The sequence below is a fragment of the Sphaerospermopsis kisseleviana CS-549 genome, from assembly GCF_028329225.1.
Lineage (GTDB): Bacteria > Cyanobacteriota > Cyanobacteriia > Cyanobacteriales > Nostocaceae > Sphaerospermopsis > Sphaerospermopsis kisseleviana.
Genome location: NZ_JAQMTI010000214.1, coordinates 1 through 17,369, shown reverse-complemented (window position 1 = coordinate 17,369; position 17,369 = coordinate 1). Strand labels below are relative to the sequence as shown.

Genomic DNA, 17,369 nt, shown 5'->3' with positions numbered 1-17,369 from the left:
TTGAGTTGGGTTTTGAATCCTAGTAGCATACAGTGATTTTACTGTAATTCTGTCACAAAGCAAAAGATGACAGGAAATTTTCAGTAAATGTGAGTATTTGTTAGTATTGGTTAAGAAAACAGTAACTAGCTACTAACCCTACCAGTGGCACAGCTAAATATTGTGCTAATTATAAGAGGATGTTTGACCACTAACTCCGGCAATTTCCATAGTGCAAACCCATGTCTAACACTTCCAAAAAAGATCAAGAAACCCCAACCGCAAGCCGCAAACGCTTATGGTTGATCATATTGAGTCGTGGTAGCATGGGGTTAGGCGCATTTTTGCTAATTGTAATCATCGGTGGTATTTGGCGTTTAAGAAATTTTATCCAAACAGAGTTAGCACCCCTAGCACAACAAAATCTTACCAATATCCTCAACCGTCCAGTTGAATTGGGAGAAGTAAAAGAATTTTCCCTCACAGGAGTTAGGTTTGCTGCTTCAGCTATCCCCCCCACACCCACGGATACAGATCGGGTGACAATAGAAGCGGTAGATGTGGGTTTTGATCCTTGGCAGTTAGTTGTTAATCGTCAATTAAAATTAGATGTTACTTTAATTAACCCAGATATTTATATTCAACAGGATAACCAAGGACGCTGGATCACTACCACTATCGCCCCACTAGGAAAACCAGGACTGATTAAAACCGATTTAGATAAACTGCGCGTTCGCAACGCCAAGTTAATATTAGTAGGAAACCAGAAAACCCAGGCAACAGGGAAAGCAGAAGCAGCAGAGAAACAAAGGAAAAATATCAATTTCCCAGTCCCCAGTTCCCAGTCCCCAATACCTGTAACATTTTCAGGACTATACGGAACTGCCCAACTGATAGAAAATAACCGACTGATTAAATTTGACGTAGCCGGAAAACCAGAGAACGGTGGTAATATTTTCCTGCAAGGAAATCTCCGCGCCCAGGCAAATTTAGAAGGTAATTTAAAGGTAAAAACCCAAGATTTATTAGCCGCAGATATTACTCGTTTGATTCAATTACCAATAAATTTACAAGCTGGTCGGGTAAATGGTGATTTACAAATTCAATTAATACCAAATCAACAAACTTTATTAGATGGTACTGCTGCTTTACAAGGGGTAACTCTACAAATTCCCCAGGTCCCACAACTATTAAGCAATACTCAGGGAAATGTCAAGTTTCAAGGATTAGCTATAGAGTTAGATAATGTAGTTAGTAATTATGGGAAAATTCCCCTTACTGCTAAAGGTGTGATTGACCGAGAAAAAGGTTTTAATTTATCAGGGCGTGTCAATGCTGTAAGTGTGTCAAATGCCTTAGAAACTCTGAAATTGCAATCACCTTTCCCTGTGAGTGGGGTAGTAAAAGCCGATTTGCAGATATTAGGAAATATTGAAGAACCTGTGCTTTCAGGAACTGTGGCTAATATCAAAACTGCCAAAATTGATCAAGTTGATTTTGAGAAAGTTAGTAGTAAATTTGAGCTTTCAACTCGTGATGCTCTGCTGACTCTCAAAGATATTCAAGGCAAAACTACATTAGGGGGTGAAGTTAGCGGGGCGGGAAAAATTGCCCTGGGGAAAGTACCGCAAATCAATGTGAACTTAACTGCTAAAAATGTTCCAGGGGATGCGATCGCTAAACTTTATAATGATCATATTAACTCTACATTCAAAATTGGCACTGTCTCAGCTACAGCTAACCTCATTGGTACAGCTAACAATATTCAAACTTTTGTAAAATGGCAAGCTCCCCAAGCCACCTATGCTGCTACTGGTGAAACAATTATTAACTCAAATCGTACAGTTAATTTTCGTAATGTTGCTGTTAATATTGCTGGGAATATAATCCGGGTTTATGGTAATTATAATCCTCAAAGTTGGCAAGCTGTCGCTCAAGCTTCAGGTGTGAAATTAACACCATTTCTCAAAGAAGAACAATTAGAAAATATCTCTTTAAATAACGCAGCATTTAACGGTAAATTAATCATTTCAGGAAATTCTGAAAACTTTAAAATTACTAATATTCGTCCAGAAGATGCCAAGATTAATATTGCTGGCGGTAAAATTGCCATTTCTCGTTTTCAGTTAGAAGATAAAAACTTTATTGCTGATTTGATAGCTCAAGATGTACGCTTGGGAACAATCTTAAAACAATCTCCCCCCATTTTCAATAATCCCATCGCCGGGAAATTTACTATTGCAGGTAATACCGAAAATTTCAACTTCAATAATTTTGGTGCTATTGGTGAAGGCAGTTTAAAAGTTAATGATGGCACAATTACAGCTAAAAATATTCAAGTTAGTAATGGTCGCTACAAGGCGCAAGTTGCAGTAGAAAATGTACCTGTGCAGAGATTAGCAAATGTTCCACCTCAAATACAAGGTGCATTAGTTGGTGAGTTTAATGTTGCTGGTAATGTTACATCTTTTCAACCTGAAACTATTCAAGCAAATGGTCAAGCAAAGTTAAATCTTGCCGGGGGAACAGTTACAGCGTCTAATATTCAACTTGCTAATGGTCGTTACCAAGCATTAGTTAATAGTTCTGGTGTACAATTAAAACGTTTAAATCAACAATTATCAGGTAAATTTGCAGGTCAGTTAAAAGTTGCTGGTATTATTGGGTCTGCGAAATTAGCTGATATTCGTGCTACTGGTCAAGTGCAATTTAGTCGAGGTATTCCGGGAATAAATTCTCCTTTAAATGCTGTAGGTTCTTGGAATGGTCAACAATTAACTATTCCCCAAGCAAGAACTCCAAATTTAAACGCCAGTGGTTATATTTTAGCTGATGCTAAACAACCAGGTATACCAGAAATTACTCAATTAAATCTCAATGTTCAAGCGCAAAATTATGACCTTAAACAATTACCTTTGCAATTACCTCATGCGATCAATGTAGCTGGAAACGCAGATTTTAAAGGACAAATTACCGGGAAAATCACAGCACCGAATGTTATTGGATCTTTGGGTTTGCAAAATTTGCAAGTGCAAAGCAAAATACAAAAGTTTGCCTTTGAACCATTATTAACTGGTAACATTAATTTAGTGCAAGGAAGGGGTTTAAGTTTAGATGTTGCTGGTAAAAGAGACAGACTAGCAGCTAAATTAAATGCCAATAATCAACCTAGCGCCTTTTTAGTACAGTGGCAACAAGCATCAGCTACAGGTCAATCTCAAGGCGAAAATTGGGCAGTTAAAGTTAATAATTTCCCCTTACAAGTGTTAAATTTAAACTTAAATTTAAACTTACCTAATAATCCGATTTTGGGTCAAGGTGCATTAGCTGGTTTGTTAACGGGAGATTTGCAAATAAATCAACAGACATTAGCAACACGGGGAAATATTGCGATCGCCAAACCGCAACTTGGCAGAATTAAAGGCGATCGCTTCACCACCGAATTTCAATACAACAATAATTTAGCCACCTTAACAAACAGCGAATTTATCAACGATCAAAGTCGCTACCTGTTTGACGCTAACCTCAAACAAACTCCTCAAGGTCCCCAAGTACAAGCCAAAATTAACATCAACCAAGGCAAAATTCAAGATTTACTCACCGTTGCCCAAATATTTGAAATCCAAGATTTACAAAGAGGTTTAACACCTCCCACCTACGGTACAGCAGCAGATTTAACCACCAACCCACGAGGTTTACCAAATCAACCTTTATTTAATCAAATTCAACGTTTAGCAGAAATTGAAGCACTTTTAGTTGCGGAAGAACAAAAACGGCTAGAATCAAAACCAATACCATATTTAAAAGACTTAAAGGGAACTTTCAACGGAGAAATTGCCATCAACACCGCTACAAAAAACGGACCAACAGCACAATTTAACTTACAAGGACAAAACTTTACTTGGGGTCGAGAAACAGAACCTAATCGGTTTTATCGTGCCGAAAAAGTCATTGCTAAAGGTGCTTTTGAAAAAGGTGTTTTGCGGTTACAACCTTTGAGCATCGAAGCGAAAGATAGACTCATAGCCTTTACTGGTAATGTTGGTGGTGAAGAACAATCAGGAAAATTAACAGTCGAAAAATTCCCGATTCAACTATTAAATAACTTTGTCAAAATCCCCGTAGGAATTAGCGGTAATCTTAACATTGATGCTGCTATAGCTGGTAGTATAGCCAACCCCCAAGCTAGAGGACAATTAAAAATCACAGAAGGAACACTCAATCAAAAACGAATACAGTCAGCCAACGCAGGTTTTAGTTATGCTGATGGACGTTTGAAATTTGGTAGTCAAGTCATAGCAGTAGGAAACGAACCAGTTAACATTACTGGTGATATTCCCTATAAATTACCATTTGCATCAGTAACACCAGACAACAATCAAATTACCCTAGATGTCAAAGTCAAAGATGAAGGTTTAGGATTATTAAATCTGTTCACCGATCAAATAGCTTTTGAGAACGGTGAAGGAGAAGTAGATTTAGCTGTCAGAGGAACTAGACAACAACCATTAGTTAAAGGTACTGCCTCTCTTAATAACGCCACATTTGCAGCCCAAGCTTTACAAGGTAAACTAAATAATGTGTCTGGAAAAGCCGAATTTGATTTTAATAAAGTATTAGTAGAAAACCTCAAAGGGCAGTTTAGCAATGGTAAAATAGAAGCCACAGGAGAAATACCAATTTTCAACAGTCAAAACATCCAAATAGATAAACCCTTGAGTGTGAAACTAGAACAATTAGTATTAAATCTCAAGGGATTATATCAAGGTGGTGCAAGTGGTAATTTAGAAATTACAGGTTCAGTATTACAACCAGCAATTGGTGGTGAGATAGAATTATCTAATGGTCAAATTTTACTAACAGAATCTGATACACAAACCTTATCTCAAACAGGTTCTGATTTATCAATCATCGCCGCTAACAAGCAAAACAAAACTAGTGATCTTGAAAGCGGAATAACCAGATTAAATAATTTGCAAATCAAGCTAGGAAAAAGTGTAGAAATAGCTCGTCCACCTGTTTTTAACTTCCTAGCAACTGGTGATTTAAATGTAAGTGGTACTTTAAATAATCCTATACCCGCAGGAACTATCAGATTAACCAAAGGTGGCGTAAATTTATTTACTACCCAATTCAATTTAGCTCGTAACTATAAACATACTGCAACTTTTAAAACTTCTGATCCTCGTGATCCTGAGTTAGATATTAAACTGTTTGCTAAAGTGTTAGATGGAATCCAAACAATTGATCTCAGCAGACAAGTTTCTACAGGGTTATCAGAATTAGAAACCGTCCGCGTCGAAGCAATAGTTAAAGGTCTTGCTAGTCAACTAAATGAGAATTTAGAATTAAAAAGTAGTCCCTCACGTTCACAAACAGAAATTGTCACTTTGTTAGGAGGTGGGTTTGTAGACACCCAAGGACGTGGTGACACAACATTGGGTTTAATTAATATTGCTGGTTCGGCTGTTTTCAATAACTTTCAAGCTGCATTTAGCCAAATTGGAGATGCTTTTGGTTTAAGTGAACTGCGGATATTTCCTACCATTCTTTCTGATAAACCCGAAGCAGGTAAAAGCAACTCGACTATAGAATTAGCATTAGAAGCAGGTGTGGATATTTCTAGCAAATTTTCCTTTTCTACGATCAAAATTTTAACCGCTAGTGACCCCTTTCAATGGGGTATTAATTACAGAATTAATGATGATTTTCGTGTTCGTGCTTCCACAAATTTAACTGATGATAGTCGGGCAATTATTGAGTTTGAAAGAAGATTTTAACTGGGGACTGGGGACTGGGGACTAGGGACTAGGGACTAGGTAATCATTTTATTTTTCCCAATTACCAATTACCAAATAAATGATATTATTTTTTCTCAGCACAACCTTCTAAAACCCTATTTCCTAACATCAAAATAGCTGAATACGGGTATTTTTGATCTGACATCCCATCACTACAAGTATTAACTTTTCGCAGAATTAACATATTGTTTTCCCGACCTCTAAAGCGGTATACTCTAACTAAATCATTTGGTCTTCCTTGGGCTGTTAATGGTGCTGTATAACGGAAGATTTGCTGTTTAATTTCTGGAGAACTATAAATAATTCCCCGTTTACCAACAGTCACACTCCAAAATGGTTCTGTACCCCTAGCAACAAATTCTTCAATTTTAGATGATTGGGCAATACTCTGATTAGACACTAACACTGTTGCACCAATTCCTAAAACGACTAAAGAAGAAATTAAGGTTTTCATGGTTAGTAATTAATATTGATGTTTGAGTCTGACAAGTAAGAATACAGAACGCAAAACGCAGAATCCAGAATACAGCCAGAAAATTCCAGTAAATAATACCATAGAGCGAAGAGAGTTTTTCTGTTTACTATTGATGTTAGTGACAGAATTCCTGTAACTTTAGGTCAAGTTCGTTCTTGGGCTGTGCCGAAATAATTAAGGTTTGCTGAAAATTTTCAGCAACCCCTAATTACACACCCAAATTACCATCTTGCTGATTAATTGCTAATCGCAAAAGTGATAATCCTAAAATGATTAAAAATAACACCAAGCCCATTGTACAAGCATAGGTAAATTCTAAATTACTAAATGCCTGTTCATATAAATAGTAAACAATTGTTTTAGAACTATTCAGGGGTCCGCCTCCTGTCATAATATAAACTTCTTCAAAGACTTTAGTGGCAGAAATCGCCGAAATTACCGCTACTAAAGCTAAATAAGGCTGCATTAAAGGAATGGTAATATCTAAATGTTTGCGAATACCATCTGAACCATCAATTGCTGCTGCTTCATAAACATCAGCAGGAATAGATTGCAATCCCGCTAAATAAATTACCATGTAATATCCTAATCCTTTCCAAATAGTTACAGCCATTACACTAGCTAAAGAAATGGGGACAATTCCTAATATTTTCTCTGGACTTGTTAACCAAGGAATTCCTTCGGGAAATATACCTAAAGTTTTCAAGAATTGATTTAATAAACCGTTTTCTGCATACAACCATTTCCAAGCTATACCTGCAACAACCATGGAAATGACTACAGGTGTATAATATGCAGTTCTAAACCAATTCATACCCCGCAATTTTTGATTTACTAAAATCGCTAAAATCAAGGGAGTAATTACCAAAATTGGCACAACTCCCACAAGATAGAGAAAGGTGTTTTCTAAGGTTTTCCAAAAAACAACATCTTTCCATAAACGCAGAAAGTTGTCAAAACCGATAAATTTAGGCGCTTCTCCAATATCTTGATAGCTGGTAAAGCTGAGGTAAAATGCTTGCAGCGCAGGCCAAAAAACAGTTAAGCTTAATAAAACTAAAGCTGGTAATAAAAATAGATAAGGTGTTAGTCTCTGTTGAATAATTATCCAGTTTTTAGGTGTTAATTTATTCATCATATATTAATCAGGGAACAGTTTACAGTCAACTGTTAACAGTGAACATTGAAAACGGCTAACTGTCAACTGATAGCTGGTAAATGATAGCTGATAGCTGATATTAAGAAGTAATAAGTTAATTATGAAGATTGAATAAATGGACTATGATTCTAATACAAACTGGTGTGCCACTGAAACTGTTAGAAAAACTGTTGTTTTTTTGGTAGTAAAATTTTAGTGGTACTGATAACGTAACTAACAAAAAGTTTCTTAAAGATCAAGAACCTTGGATTTTGTTACTGTTATCTACACTTTGTTTATAACACGTACACAACTGATGGAATCTATGCGCCAGATTTTAATCCGCTTTCCCTGGCGCTTTTTCATAGCTGTAAAGAAGGGAATAGGGAATAGGGAACAGGGAACAGGGAACAGGGAAGAAATTTATTTTTAATATCCTGACTCCTGACTTCTTACAAAAAATCACCTCCAGCGAAGGTCAGTCACCAGAGGATAGAATCAAAGACATTGGAATGTGGACTAGTCTTGATATCAATTTATCTTGCTCACAAATCTATGCACTCTATCGCAAGGAAAGGGTTTTAATTTATGCTTTCTACGTCGAATGAAGTATGATGATGATAATTTAGAAGTTAGGAGTGCAGTTTTGTGGTCAATTTTCAATAGTGGTGGAAACTGATACCAAAAAAAGACCCCCGGTTATACACCGAGGGATTCTGCAAGTCGGAATTATCGCACAAAGACATTCGCGCATCTAGGATAGCAATGCAACACTGCAAATATCTGCCAAAATGCCATAAATATATAGAGATTGGATTTGATCATACCTCTGGTGAAAATTATCGTAGGGAAAATTCATGAATTGTCCCTACAAAGGTTTGGTGCTTATGCAAATTTAATTACTACCAGATGTCTATTGATGTCCGCGTACCGGTGTACTGATTTTTTTTCAAAAATGGACAATTGACAATTGACAATTATCTTGCAGGAGAAAGTGAGAGAATTGGCTAATAGAAAATTTTTTCGTTTTTTCTCCTGCAAATTTAAGGTTTTAAACCTTGAATTTGATAGTTGTCAATTATCAATTATCAATTATCAATTGTCTATACCAATGATGTATTGCTAACCACCCGACTGATAACAAACCTGCCAAACTCAAGGTTAAACCACTAAAGGGAATTAATAATGCAAATACAGGTAAGATTGCTCCAGCAATAGTACAAATAATGGCGGCTAAAGCAGCGTGACGATTTGTACCTAAACCATAGATGAAACCAAGTAAGATTAATGAAATCATTAACCAAGCTATTTCTGCATTCATTACCCGCGCCATATAGGTTAAAGTTAATAAGCAAGCAAAGAAAATACCCGCAGCGATCGCCAAATTTTTTAAACTCATGGGTAGGGACAAATATAAAAGCAATATCCACCACAAAAATAAGGCTGGTGCTAACAGTAATAACCGGGGTATAATCCCAGTTTTTCCTATTGGTTTGGTGGCAGTAAATACACCAAAGGGATTTCTTACAGAAACATTTTCATCAAATATCCAAGTAAATTGGGTACTGTCACCATCATTTTTAATTTCATGAGGAACTATCCCACTAGCAAAATCAGCATTTCTAAAATTAGCAATTGTTGTGAGGCGAAATTGAGAAAGTAATTGATTTGTGGCATTATAAACCCAACGGGGTCCACCTTGCGCTTGATAGCTAACTTTAATTGTGGTTTCTTGTCCTGGTTCTAAGCGAAAGGGAAAACCATAATCACCAGGGTTTATTTGTTTTAATCTTGTTCCATCTTTTTCTACTTTATAACTAGAAAGTAAGGAATAACCGTAGGGTGGTGGTGCTTCAAAGAAAAAACTATTAACATCACTTAGTGAATTGACAATTTTATAATCAGCAGTGTAATCTGTATTATAAATGGCACTGCGATTTTGCACGTTCACACTTTGGTCAATTTTAACTTGAATATTTGAACCTGCTAAGTTTAAATAGCGAGTAACTTTTTGTTTATCTGTCACCTTGACTATTTTGCCGTTAACTTGAGTAGTATAGCTATAAGGTTCTTCGATAATGTAACGCACTTGGGGCGCAATTTGTTCTAATTTATCACCTGCTACACTTTCCGCTACTTGTGCTACTTTTGCTTGTTCCCAATGATGGTAACGGTTGCTTAAAGTAGAAGTGAGGAAAAATCCCGTAACTACTAAAATTAAAATCAAGGCTAAATGTTGTAGTCCTTTGAGAAGTTGGGAATAACGAATTGACCATTCACCAAAGAAAACAGCTTGTTCGCTGGTGTTGCGTCTCAGAGAAAAACTGATGAGAGCGATCGCCACTCCCAAGGCTACAATTAAAAATACAAACAATAGTGAACCTTGAAGTAGTTGGGTACCAAACTTGATTAATTCATCAGGATGTGTTAAATCTGGTAGTCCGGGAATACCTTGAGCAATAGCAGACATGGGTAAGTATGTAGGTTTTCAGATATTTAAACAGCGTGACAGATATACTTTCCAAAAGTTTCTGCAAAAATACTAGGAAAATATTGTGAGGCTTTTTGGTTTATTCAGCATCCCCTAAATAGGTCGGCGTTAAAAATTGTCGTTATGGCAAGACAAAAGGATGCAAAGGACACAAAGGCAGAAACGAGGGAAAATCTCAAAGATCAGAAAATTACGTTATTATTAAGGACTGTTTCACTGTGTAACCTTCCCTCTGTCAATATGTCAGAACACCTAGCAACAAATTTGAGCGATCGCCTCCCCTATCCCCAAAACAACCAAAATACTATTCGCATTCGGGGCGCTAGGCAGCATAATCTCAAAAATATTGATTTGGAATTACCCCGCGATCAGTTAATTGTGTTTACTGGTGTTTCTGGTTCGGGTAAGTCTTCTTTGGCGTTTGATACGATTTTTGCAGAAGGTCAACGGCGTTATGTGGAATCTCTGAGCGCTTATGCTCGGCAATTTTTGGGTCAGTTGGATAAACCCGATGTGGAATCTATCGAGGGTTTAAGTCCTGCCATTTCCATTGACCAAAAATCAACTTCCCACAACCCCCGTTCTACAGTGGGAACTGTCACGGAAATTTATGATTATCTGCGGTTGCTTTATGGCCGTGCTGGTGAACCCCATTGTCCCCATTGCGATCGCTCTATTTCCCCCCAAACCATTGATGAGATGTGCGATCGCATCCTTGCACTTCCTGACCGCACCCGTTTTCAAATTCTTGCACCAGTCGTCAGAGGAAAAAAGGGAACTCACCGCAAACTAATTTCTAGTTTAGCCGCTCAAGGTTTTGTTCGGATCAGGGTCAATGGAGAGGTCTTGGAACTCTCAGATTCCATTGAATTGGATAAAAATATTACACATAATATAGAACTGGTTATTGACAGGCTCGTAAAAAAAGACGATATACAGGAGCGTCTAGTCGATTCTCTCACCACCTGCCTTAAGCAATCTAACGGAATAGCTATAATTCAAGTATTAAATGATACATTAGATAAGTCAGCGCAGGAGCGACAACATAGTAAGTATATAATAAATGGGGGGGAAAGTCAAGGTATTTCGGAACAAAAATTACCATCAGAAATGGTATTTTCAGAAAACTTTGCTTGTCCAGAACATGGTGCGGTAATGGAAGAATTATCACCACGTTTGTTTTCTTTTAATTCTCCCTATGGTGCTTGTTCTCACTGTCATGGAATTGGCACTTTAAGAAGGTTTTCTGAAGAATTGTTGATACCTAATCCCGAAGCACCGATTTATGCAGCGATCGCACCTTGGTCAGAAAAGGAAAATTCCTATTATTTAGAGCTATTATATACACTGGGTTTAGATTATGGATTTGAGTTACAAACTCAATGGAAGAATTTAACCAGGGAACAGCAACAAATTGTTTTACATGGAGAGGAAAAACGAACCACAGAGACACAGAGAAAGCAGAGTTTTAAAGGTGTAATTCCCATTTTGCAACGGCAATATGAGGGAGGAACAGAATTAGTTAAGCAGAAATTAGAAGAATATTTAATAGATCAACCTTGTGAAGTTTGTGGAGGGAAGCGGTTAAAGCCAGAAGCTTTAGCTGTGAAATTAGGACAATATGGAATTTTAGATTTAACGAGTGTGTCAATTCGGGAATGTCGGGAGAGGGTAGAAAATTTGCAATTAAGCCCCCGACAAATGCAAATTGCTGATTTAGTTTTACGGGAAGTTAAAGCTAGATTACAATTTTTATTAGATGTTGGTTTGGATTATTTAACCTTAGATCGTCCGGCAATGACATTATCGGGAGGAGAAGCTCAACGGATTAGATTAGCTACACAAATTGGTTCTGGTTTAACAGGAGTTCTGTATGTTTTAGATGAACCAAGTATCGGTTTGCATCAAAGAGATAACGGACGTTTGTTAAAAACTTTAACCAAATTACGAGACTTAGGAAACACATTAATAGTTGTCGAACACGATGAAGAAACTATTCGGGAAGCAGATCATATAGTTGATATTGGACCAGGTGCTGGTATTCATGGGGGAAATATTATTGCTCAGGGAAATATAGAAGACTTGTTAAATGCAGAAGCATCATTAACAGGTGCTTACCTATCAGGAAAAAGAGTAATTCATACACCTGGAACAAGAAGAGAAGGAAACGGCAGAAGTTTAAGAATAAAAAACGCCCATCGTAACAACTTAAAAAACATAGATGTAGAAATTCCCTTAGGAAAACTGGTGGCTGTTACTGGAGTTTCTGGTTCAGGAAAATCAACATTAATCAACGAATTACTATATCCAGCTTTACAACATCATCTTTTAAAAAGAGTACCCTTACCAAAAGAAATAGAAGAAATAAAAGGATTAAACTGTGTAGATAAAGCCATAGTTATAGATCAATCACCCATAGGCAGAACACCCAGATCAAACCCTGCAACTTACACAGGAGTTTTTGATGTTATTAGAGAAGTATTTTCCCAAACCATCGAAGCCAAAACCAGAGGATATAAACCAGGACAATTTTCCTTCAATGTCAAAGGTGGCAGATGTGAAGCTTGTAGCGGACAAGGAGTAAACGTCATAGAAATGAACTTTTTACCAGACGTTTATGTACAATGCGAAGTTTGTAAAGGAGCAAGATATAACAGAGAAACCCTACAAGTTAAATACAAAGAAAAATCAATCTCTGACGTTTTAAACATGACAGTAGAAGAAGCATTAGCATTTTGTGAAAACATTCCCAAAGCAGTTAGCAAACTACAAACATTAGTAGATGTAGGATTAGGATATGTACAATTAGGACAACCAGCCACCACATTATCAGGAGGAGAAGCGCAACGGGTGAAATTAGCAACAGAATTATCTCGACGTGCAACCGGGAAAACATTATATTTAATAGATGAACCAACAACCGGGTTGTCTTTTTACGACGTTCACAAATTATTAGATGTTTTGCAAAGATTGGTGGATAAAGGAAATTCGATTTTAGTCATTGAACATAATTTAGACGTTATCCGTTGTGCAGATTGGGTAATAGACTTAGGACCAGAAGGAGGAGACAAAGGAGGAGAAATTATTGTTGCGGGAACACCAGAAGAAGTTGCAAAAAATCAACGTTCCTACACAGGAAAATATCTGCAACAAGTATTAAAACAATATCCACCCCAAAACCCTCTTTAACGTCTCTTCCTTCGTGTCCTTTGCGTTCTTTGCGGTTCGTTTCCTAAATCTTTAATTCTCACGCAAAGACGCAGAGACGCAAAGGAAGAATATAATCATATATATATAAGGAGAAAACCCCATGCAGCTAACAATAAAAGATGTAGAAATACTGCAACAAAACCTATCCAAAGAACAAGAAGACTATCAAATAGAACTGCAAGAAGGAAACCTCCTAGTTATGGGACCATCAGATATTGAATCAAGTGAAATAGGTGCAGAATTGATCAGATTATTAGGTAACTGGATTAAACCCCGGAACTTAGGGAGAATATTTGACTCTAGCGGTGGTTTTATTATGCCAAACACCGACCTCCGCGCACCCGATGTTTCCTTTGTTGTTGCATCCAGATTAAAACGCACAGTTAGAGACTTTGGAAACCTAGTTCCTGATTTGGTGGTAGAAATTAAATCAAAAACTGATAGAATCGGAAAATTAGAAGATAAAATAAAACTCTTTTTAGAACAAGGTGCAAAAATCGGCATATTAATTAATCCTGATGAAAGAACCGTAAGCGTATATCGTCCCAACGGAGAAATTGAAACATTAACAGGAGATGACAAATTAACCATTACCGAATTATTTCCTGGTTGGGAAATAAACATCTCTGAAATTTGGCCACCTGTATTTGAATAAATTAAAAACCCTCTTTAACTTCTCTTCCTTCGTGTCCTTCGCTTCTTCGTGGTTCGTTTCAAAAAAAATCTTCAATTCTCACGCAAAGACGCAAAAAGGAGAAAGAAAGGTTATAATATCGAAAGATTAAAGGAGAAAGATTAATAATGCAAACCATAAAACTAGAATCTCACATTGGTAATGATGGAATTTTACACATACCCTTACCAGAAATCAAAGATGCTGATGTAGAAGTAATTATAGTTTATCAACAAGTTCAAAAACCGCAAAAACGTCAATGGTCTTCAGAATTTTTGAGTACATTTGGAGCGTGGGAAGGAGAAGCATTAGAAAGAGCGCCCCAAGAAGAACAATTTGAAAGAGAACCATTGTTATGATTTATCTGTTAGATACCAATACTTGTATTGGCTATATTAATCGTCGCAATAACTCAATCTATCAGCGTATTACTTCTTTATCTCCAGAAGAAGTAGTTATTTGTGACATTGTAAAATTCGAGCTTTATTATGGAGCATATAATAGTTCTCGGACAGAAGAAAACCTAGCAACTCTAAACAAATTTTTTGGAGATGTTGTCAGTTTACCTTTTGATGGTAAAGCTGCTGCTATATGTGGATATCTCCGCTCTCAACTCAAAACTCAGGGAACACCCATAGGCAGTTATGATTTGCAAATTGCGGCGATCGCCCTAACTAACAACTTAACATTAGTCACCCACAACACCAGAGAATTTTCACGCATTCCCGAATTAAAATTAGAAGACTGGGAAAATGTCTAATTCCTAATATCCTGGATTTAAGAATTTACAGGATGTAAACATCAACAAAAATTCTTCCTCTCTTCCTCTCTTCCTTCGTGTCCTTCGCTTCTTCGTGGTTCGTTTCTTAAAAATCTTCAATCCTCACGCAAAGACGCAAAGACGCAAAGAAAGAAAGAGAAATTATCATATTCAGTCACCAAGTCAGCGATCGCACTTCTGAGAATTGTTTAAAAAATTCAGGACTTAAACTACCGGATAATTAAACCTTTTACAGGCTTTAACTGAAAGTAGTCAAAGTTAACAGTATTTAATTTTAATTAATCAATGGTAAAAATAATCCTGTCAATCCTTAAATCCTGGACATCCTGATATGGCTTACGCCACGCTTCGCTATCAGACAAATAAAATCCTGTTTATTTCAATAAACCCCTCTCTTAAAAAACTGCTGCAAAATCTCCCCCGGTCCCCGATCCCAAGTATCAATATGCTCATAAATCAAACCCTGATCATTTAACTTATAAGTGGAATAACCATTAAAAAATAACCGCGCTTTCCAGGGAACACGCAACACACCCCGCACTGTCCACGTTGCTAAAATTGTACTTGCATCAGTTTGAGAAACATCATGTAAATCAAAAGCAATATCTGTAAAAAATAACTGTCCGTGAAAACGCAACGTCCAAAAAATAATCCGATAATTAAACTTACCCTTAAATTTATTTACCGGGTCACGAAAAAAGATATCCTCAGAATAAATATCATAAGAAATATCCTGCTCAAATAAGGTCGGTAAATCTTGCTTGAGAATCTCAATTGTTTGTTTTGTTTCTAATTTCATCACTGAAGTTATACCTTAAAAATCTTTCTTAAATGTTTTTCCAATCTTTACCGCTCAAAATTCCATCGCTGCCGCAATGTTTTTTCTTGACTTGAGAACCTGACTATCAGTTTTCGTTCACCAGACACCTCGTATTTTTACTCTACTCATTGACAACCTAACTTTTTATAGATGTTCTCACGAAAAATACTTTGTATAATTGCTCTTAATGAAAATTACAGAAGTTTTGAATCTATCAAATGTTATGTCTATCATCGAAAATTCCTGGACACACGCTTATATCACCACCAATGGCATCAAATTACATTATGTCACCCAAGGGGACGGACCGTTAATGTTAATGTTGCATGGTTTTCCAGAATTTTGGTACTCGTGGCGGCATCAAATACCCCCATTTTCTCAAGATTACCACGTTGTTGCTCTTGATTTGCGTGGTTATAACGATAGTGATAAACCTCAAGCGCAGTCTGCTTATGTGATGGATGAATTTGTTAAAGACATAGAAGGAGTAATCAAAGGTTTAGGATATGAAAGTTGTATTTTAGTCGCTCATGATTGGGGTGGTGCGATCGCTTGGAATTTTGCCTACGCTCACCCTGACATGGTAGAAAAATTAATCATACTCAACCTCCCCCATCCCGCCAAATTTGCTCAAGGTTTAAGCACACCCCAACAATTATTACGCAGTTATTATATTTTCTTATTTCAACTGCCGTTGCTTCCTGAACTAATCCTGCAAGCTTCAGACTACGAAGCTATAGCCAAAGCTATTCAAGGTACAGCTTTTAATAAAAATGCTTTCACAAAAGCAGACATTGAAGCCTATAAAGACGCAGCCGCAAAACGAGGTGCAATGACAGCCATGTTGAACTATTACCGTAACATTTTTCAACAGGGTATCCTCCACAAACATTGGAGTATTCTGGAAGTTCCTACCCTGATGATTTGGGGAGAACATGACACCGCACTAGGTAAAGAACTTACCTATGGTACACAAGAATACGTCAGAAACTTACAAATCAAATATATTCCTAATTCTGGTCATTGGGTACAACAAGAACAGCCTCAATTAGTCACAGAGTATATGCGCGAATTTCTTGGCTAAAACCACCTATTTATTAATAGTAAACAATACTCATTTACTTCTACAACAAAACTATGCTCAATGATACAAGTTAAAAATATTTAACACAAAATTTAACATTAGCTTAACATTAGCAATTTTCCAAAATTCAGTATTTAGAAATAGCTAAGACCTAACCCCAGTCATAGTTATAGCATTACTCACCAACGGTTAAAACATCACATCTAATTTGTGAGATCAATCAACATTCTTGAGCCATTTAGTGAGATAATAAAGTTGTGAGGAAAATGAACGGGTACTATTATCTAAAAGGAAGGGGGAATATTATGAAACGCCAGCTATTAGCCGCTATAGCCTTAGCCGCTCCCCTGTTTTTTGCTAACTCAGTACAAGCAGGAAATACCCAAGACCTACAAAAACTTTTATCCACTGGGGAATGTCCTAAATGTCAACTCTCAGGAGTTAACCTCAGAGGCGCTCATTTAATTGGTGCAGACTTACGAGGAGCAAACCTCCGGGGTGCTAACTTACAAGAAGCCAACCTCGAAGGTGCAGACTTAACAGGGGCAAATTTAACAGGTGCAAATTTAACATCTGCTTTTGTTACTAATGTCAATTTAAAACAAGCGAATCTTAATAATGCAAATCTCACCAATGCGATTATTAATGATTCCAACGTCTATCAAGCATCAATGAATAATCTCACCATTACTGATGCAGAAATCTATAATACTGCCATTGGTGTAGGTGGAGAAAATGCAGAAATTCCTGATTGGGATGACGTTGTTAAGGGTAATTAAGTAGGGTTTGCTGAATAAACCTAAAACCTTGATATATCAAAGGTTAGAGGCTGATAAACACAGAAATTAGTGCAAGGGTTTTGAAGGGTATACCGGAAAAAGTGTGCATTTTTTGGGATTTCAAGAGATGGCAAAGAA

The 17,369-nt window shown here is 36.9% G+C and carries 11 protein-coding genes and 1 pseudogene; 8 read left to right on the top strand and 4 right to left on the bottom strand.

The window, feature by feature from the left end; genetic code table 11:
- Positions 1-221 precede the first annotated feature (221 nt).
- Positions 222-5,759 (top strand): translocation/assembly module TamB domain-containing protein, encoded by a 5,538-nt coding sequence (locus tag PN497_RS17290; RefSeq protein WP_096565730.1) that lies wholly within the window; start codon positions 222-224, stop codon positions 5,757-5,759.
- 85 nt (positions 5,760-5,844) lie between these two features.
- Here the strand turns inward: PN497_RS17290 and PN497_RS17285 are convergent, their stop codons facing one another.
- Positions 5,845-6,234 (bottom strand): COG3650 family protein, encoded by a 390-nt coding sequence (locus tag PN497_RS17285; protein WP_096565732.1) that lies wholly within the window; start codon positions 6,232-6,234, stop codon positions 5,845-5,847.
- 102 nt (positions 6,235-6,336) lie between these two features.
- On the opposite strand from PN497_RS17285, the pseudogene PN497_RS25945 reads away from it, so the two are divergent.
- A pseudogene (locus tag PN497_RS25945) lies at positions 6,337-6,429 on the top strand (hypothetical protein); the annotation flags it as partial.
- Positions 6,430-6,463: 34 nt separating this feature from the next.
- On the opposite strand, the gene PN497_RS17280 reads toward PN497_RS25945, so the two are convergent.
- Together PN497_RS17280 and PN497_RS17275 are read right to left on the bottom strand one after the other, a co-directional pair.
- Positions 6,464-7,390, bottom strand: a complete 927-nt coding sequence (locus PN497_RS17280; protein ID WP_096565733.1) for a carbohydrate ABC transporter permease — start codon at positions 7,388-7,390, stop codon at positions 6,464-6,466.
- A 1,084-nt stretch (positions 7,391-8,474) separates the two neighbouring features.
- The gene (locus tag PN497_RS17275; RefSeq protein ID WP_096565735.1) at positions 8,475-9,863 is read right to left on the bottom strand and encodes a UbiA family prenyltransferase; all 1,389 of its coding nucleotides are present in this window, start codon (positions 9,861-9,863) and stop codon (positions 8,475-8,477) included.
- A 261-nt stretch (positions 9,864-10,124) separates the two neighbouring features.
- Between PN497_RS17275 and uvrA the strand changes: the two genes are divergently transcribed.
- The 4 genes from uvrA to vapC all read left to right on the top strand — a co-directional run bounded on the left by uvrA (position 10,125) and on the right by vapC (position 14,527).
- Positions 10,125-13,073: an excinuclease ABC subunit UvrA gene (gene uvrA / locus PN497_RS17270; protein WP_096565737.1), complete on the top strand. Its 2,949-nt coding sequence runs from the start codon at positions 10,125-10,127 to the stop codon at positions 13,071-13,073.
- Between the two features lie 121 nt (positions 13,074-13,194).
- The gene (locus PN497_RS17265) at positions 13,195-13,749 is read left to right on the top strand and encodes a Uma2 family endonuclease (RefSeq protein WP_096565739.1); all 555 of its coding nucleotides are present in this window, start codon (positions 13,195-13,197) and stop codon (positions 13,747-13,749) included.
- 146 nt (positions 13,750-13,895) lie between these two features.
- A complete protein-coding gene (locus tag PN497_RS17260) occupies positions 13,896-14,126 on the top strand; it encodes a hypothetical protein (protein ID WP_199301861.1) in 231 nt (76 codons plus the stop codon).
- A complete protein-coding gene (gene vapC / locus PN497_RS17255; protein WP_096565743.1) occupies positions 14,123-14,527 on the top strand; it encodes a type II toxin-antitoxin system tRNA(fMet)-specific endonuclease VapC in 405 nt (134 codons plus the stop codon). The genes PN497_RS17260 and vapC overlap by 4 nt, the downstream gene beginning before the upstream one ends.
- Positions 14,528-14,927: 400 nt before the next feature.
- On the opposite strand, the gene PN497_RS17250 is transcribed toward vapC, so the two are convergent.
- Positions 14,928-15,347 carry a DUF2358 domain-containing protein gene (locus PN497_RS17250; RefSeq protein WP_096565745.1) on the bottom strand — a complete coding sequence of 140 codons (420 nt, stop codon included), beginning with the start codon at positions 15,345-15,347 and terminating at the stop codon, positions 14,928-14,930.
- A gap of 244 nt (positions 15,348-15,591) precedes the next feature.
- On the opposite strand from PN497_RS17250, the gene PN497_RS17245 reads away from it, so the two are divergent.
- The gene (locus PN497_RS17245) at positions 15,592-16,452 is read left to right on the top strand and encodes an alpha/beta fold hydrolase (RefSeq protein WP_096572568.1); all 861 of its coding nucleotides are present in this window, start codon (positions 15,592-15,594) and stop codon (positions 16,450-16,452) included.
- A 305-nt stretch (positions 16,453-16,757) separates the two neighbouring features.
- Positions 16,758-17,231 (top strand): pentapeptide repeat-containing protein, encoded by a 474-nt coding sequence (locus PN497_RS17240; protein WP_096565747.1) that lies wholly within the window; start codon positions 16,758-16,760, stop codon positions 17,229-17,231.
- The last annotated feature ends 138 nt before the right edge of the window (positions 17,232-17,369 follow it).

Coding starts and splice junctions, on each gene's coding strand:
- PN497_RS17265 (WP_096565739.1), top strand. CDS start 13,195: ATGCAGCTAACAATAAAAGATGTAGAAATACTGCAACAAAACCTATCC.
- vapC (WP_096565743.1), top strand. CDS start 14,123: ATGATTTATCTGTTAGATACCAATACTTGTATTGGCTATATTAATCGT.
- PN497_RS17290 (WP_096565730.1), top strand. CDS start 222: ATGTCTAACACTTCCAAAAAAGATCAAGAAACCCCAACCGCAAGCCGC.
- PN497_RS17240 (WP_096565747.1), top strand. CDS start 16,758: ATGAAACGCCAGCTATTAGCCGCTATAGCCTTAGCCGCTCCCCTGTTT.
- PN497_RS17285 (WP_096565732.1), bottom strand. CDS start 6,234: ATGAAAACCTTAATTTCTTCTTTAGTCGTTTTAGGAATTGGTGCAACA.
- uvrA (WP_096565737.1), top strand. CDS start 10,125: ATGTCAGAACACCTAGCAACAAATTTGAGCGATCGCCTCCCCTATCCC.
- PN497_RS17245 (WP_096572568.1), top strand. CDS start 15,592: ATGTCTATCATCGAAAATTCCTGGACACACGCTTATATCACCACCAAT.
- PN497_RS17275 (WP_096565735.1), bottom strand. CDS start 9,863: ATGTCTGCTATTGCTCAAGGTATTCCCGGACTACCAGATTTAACACAT.
- PN497_RS17250 (WP_096565745.1), bottom strand. CDS start 15,347: ATGAAATTAGAAACAAAACAAACAATTGAGATTCTCAAGCAAGATTTA.
- PN497_RS17280 (WP_096565733.1), bottom strand. CDS start 7,390: ATGAATAAATTAACACCTAAAAACTGGATAATTATTCAACAGAGACTA.
- PN497_RS17260 (WP_199301861.1), top strand. CDS start 13,896: ATGCAAACCATAAAACTAGAATCTCACATTGGTAATGATGGAATTTTA.